The organism is Mesorhizobium sp. M1066, from assembly GCF_040318635.1.
Taxonomy (GTDB): domain Bacteria; phylum Pseudomonadota; class Alphaproteobacteria; order Rhizobiales; family Rhizobiaceae; genus Mesorhizobium.
The window spans coordinates 1-2764 of the sequence record NZ_JAMYMR010000094.1 but is presented as its reverse complement, the minus strand read 5'-3'; the positions used below and the strand labels follow the sequence as shown (position 1 = coordinate 2764).

Below are 2764 nucleotides of genomic sequence, written 5' to 3'. Positions count from 1 at the left end.
CGCGCCAGACGCTCGGCCACCCGCAACCGCTTTTCCACCTCGGCCAAGGCCAGAACGCCGCTGTTGGACGACAGCATGCCGCCGTTGAAACGGGCGACGACGGACTTGCCGCCGACTGATGACAAACCGCTCAGCGGCAGCGCAAGATCGTTCATGGTGGGTGTGGTCTCCAGGAAATGGTCCGGATCGGCTTAAGCAACCAAATCCTACGTCATTTCAACGGCTTGCGCCACATCCACCAACCCCCATGAATTTGGTTAGGTTGATGCGGCGTGCCGCCGCCGTGAGGCCGCGGTCGCTCAGCAGCGCGTCGAGAACGACAAGATCGAGCCCTTTGAAACGCATGTCTTAGCTATCCATAGCGTGGATGAATTCGATTGAAACAAACGATTTTACCAATTTTCCGGAATGTCGCATGCACTTGGCAGGACCTCACGTGCGCCGATCACTGCCTCTATCGCGTGGCGAGTCCCTTGAGAAGAGCCCGAAATAGGAAATCTGTCGCGTGCGGTGGGAATTGTACTGGGAATGAGAGGCAATACGCTGACAGCACCCACCGTCGCAGCGTTTAGCTGACGTTTGACGACGGTTCCTATCCATTTACACGCAGATTCTTGATGTGCTGGCGCAAAAGCGGGAGGCCGGCGACTTTTCTTCGTCATCGGGCTGACGCCGCAGAAGCCGGAGCTCGTCCGGTTCCTATGGGCATTGGGCTTGGTCGGTCGCACAGGCTCTATGAGGGGCAATTTTAGCAACGCGACGCGACTCGGGTTTTGAACGACGCCGAAAACGCAAGCTGGAAAGGAACAAGATGGCAGATCAACTCGCCAACGAAATAGTCGACATGATCAAGAAGCGCGCCGCGTCGGAGGGCGGCATAGCGCCTGCCACAGGCGACGAAATAACGGCTGCCACGAGACTGACTTCGCTCGGTATCGATTCACTGGGATTGGCGGACGTTCTCTGGGACCTGGAGCAGGCCTACGGCATCGAGATCGAGATGAATACGGCCGAGGCATGGTCGGATCTCCAGAATGTTGGGGACATGGTGGAAGCCGTGCGCAGCTTGCTCGCTAAGGGGGTGTGAATGGACAGGCGCGTCGTGATTACTGGGATTGGCGGGATCTGCGGGCTTGGGACCAACGCCGCCGCCATTTGGACAGAGATGCGAGAAGGCCGCTCCGCCATCGGCCCAATCGTCAACTCCGAGCTCCATGAATTGAGGGTCAGGATCGGTGCCGAGATCAAGGCGCTGCCGGAGCATGACATCGACGGCAAGCAACTCATCTCCATGGACCGCTTCAGCCTGCTCGCTGTGCTTGCGGCGCGCGAAGCCATGCGTCAGGCCGGACTTTCCTCCAAAGAGGGAAATAGCTATCGCTTCGGTGCGACGGTGGGCGTTGGCGGCTGCGGGTGGGATGCGATCGAGCAAACCTACCGCGCCATCCTGCTGGGCGGTAAGCGTGCCGCTCTCTTGACTGTACCCAAGGCGATGCCGGGTGCCGCTGCCGGCCAGGTCAGCATGAGTCTCGGCCTGCGCGGACCGGTCTTCGGCGTCACGTCCGCCTGTTCCTCGGCAAACCATGCGATTGCCTGCGCGGTGGACCAGATCAGGCACGGCCGGGCCGACGTGATGCTTGCCGGCGGCAGCGAAGCGCCGCTCATATGGGGTGTGCTGAAGGCATGGGAAGCGATCCGCGTGCTTTCGCCCGATGCTTGCCGGCCATTCTCGGCCGATCGCCAGGGCCTATCGCTTGGTGAAGGCGCCGGCATGGCGGTGCTGGAAAGCTACGAGCATGCCCTGGCTCGGGGCGCCACCATCCTTGCCGAAATTGCCGGTGCCGGCCTTTCCGCCGATGCGTCCGACATCGTCGCGCCGACTGTCGAGGGGCCGGAGGCAGCAATGCGGGCCTGCCTTGCCGATGCCAGGCTGGACGCCGAGGATGTCGACTATCTCAACGCGCACGGCACCGGCACAAAGGCCAACGACCAGATCGAGACGGCGGCGATCAAGCGAGTCTTCGGTCAGCACGCCTTCTCAATGTCCATTTCTTCTACCAAGTCCATGCACGCGCATTGCCTCGGCGCGTCCGGCGCGCTCGAGTTGATCGCCTGCGTGATGGCTATCCGCGAGAGCGTCGTGCCGCCGACTGCCAATTATCGTGAGCTGGACCCCGATTGCGATCTCGACGTCACACCCAATGTGGCACGCGAGCGCAAGGTGCGCGTGGCACTGAGCAACTCCTTCGCCTTTGGCGGCACGAACGCGGTTCTGGCGTTCAGGCAGGTGTAGAAGCCATGAGAGATGCCTCCGGCAACATTATCTCTCGCATCCAGATGCTTGCCGGATAACTATTGTGAAGGGCGGGTCATTGACCGCCTCGGCGAATGTGGGAAGTGGCAGCGGAAGCTCGACGATCCGGGGGTATCGTCTTTGCGAATTTCTTAACTGTTGAAGCGGCTTGGACGTACCCCCGCCCCGTAAAAGGTAAGCTAGTCCCTGCGGGCTCGGCTTGAGGGTCTGAAGCTGTACACGACAATGTCTGGAAGCCGCAGGGTCGGCTCTGCGCCCGTTATAGCCGCGTGAGTGCTGCCGGCCCGGCCGCGCCGCGGGCGCCGTCAACGAGCTCCTTGAACATGCGGACCTTGCCTGTCTTGGCCGACGCTTCCAAGCGTGCTGTCGTGCTGGCCTCCAGATCCGCGACATGCTTGCGCAGGGTCGTGGTGGGCGCGAGGCCAAAGATGAAGTCGACGTCGTTGGCGC

General features: G+C 61.5%; 2 protein-coding genes and 4 pseudogenes. 2 read left to right on the top strand and 4 right to left on the bottom strand.

All coding sequences use genetic code 11. The features are described 5' to 3' along the window. A pseudogene (locus NKH52_RS35175) lies at positions 1–155 on the bottom strand (IS1380 family transposase); the annotation flags it as partial. Between the two features lie 97 nt (positions 156–252). Beyond that, a pseudogene (locus NKH52_RS35170) lies at positions 253–345 on the bottom strand (LysR family transcriptional regulator); the annotation flags it as partial. A gap of 466 nt (positions 346–811) precedes the next feature. On the opposite strand from NKH52_RS35170, the gene NKH52_RS35165 reads away from it, so the two are divergent. Both NKH52_RS35165 and NKH52_RS35160 read left to right on the top strand, forming a co-directional pair. Then, positions 812–1087, top strand: a complete 276-nt coding sequence (locus NKH52_RS35165; RefSeq protein ID WP_352658148.1) for an acyl carrier protein — start codon at positions 812–814, stop codon at positions 1085–1087. Next, positions 1088–2293, top strand: a complete 1206-nt coding sequence (locus NKH52_RS35160; protein ID WP_352553917.1) for a beta-ketoacyl-[acyl-carrier-protein] synthase family protein — start codon at positions 1088–1090, stop codon at positions 2291–2293. Here the strand turns inward: NKH52_RS35160 and NKH52_RS35580 are convergent. Beyond that, a pseudogene (locus tag NKH52_RS35580) lies at positions 2280–2425 on the bottom strand (LysR family transcriptional regulator); the annotation flags it as partial. The gene NKH52_RS35160 and the pseudogene NKH52_RS35580 sit on opposite strands and share 14 nt — an antisense overlap. Before the next feature lie 187 nt (positions 2426–2612). Further along, positions 2613–2764 (bottom strand): annotated as a pseudogene (locus tag NKH52_RS35155) (IS1380 family transposase); the annotation flags it as partial.

What these genes read in the sequence shown, in the direction of transcription:
- NKH52_RS35160 (WP_352553917.1), top strand. Translation starts at nt 1,088, where the DNA reads ATGGACAGGCGCGTCGTGATTACTGGGATTGGCGGGATCTGCGGGCTT.
- NKH52_RS35165 (WP_352658148.1), top strand. Translation starts at nt 812, where the DNA reads ATGGCAGATCAACTCGCCAACGAAATAGTCGACATGATCAAGAAGCGC.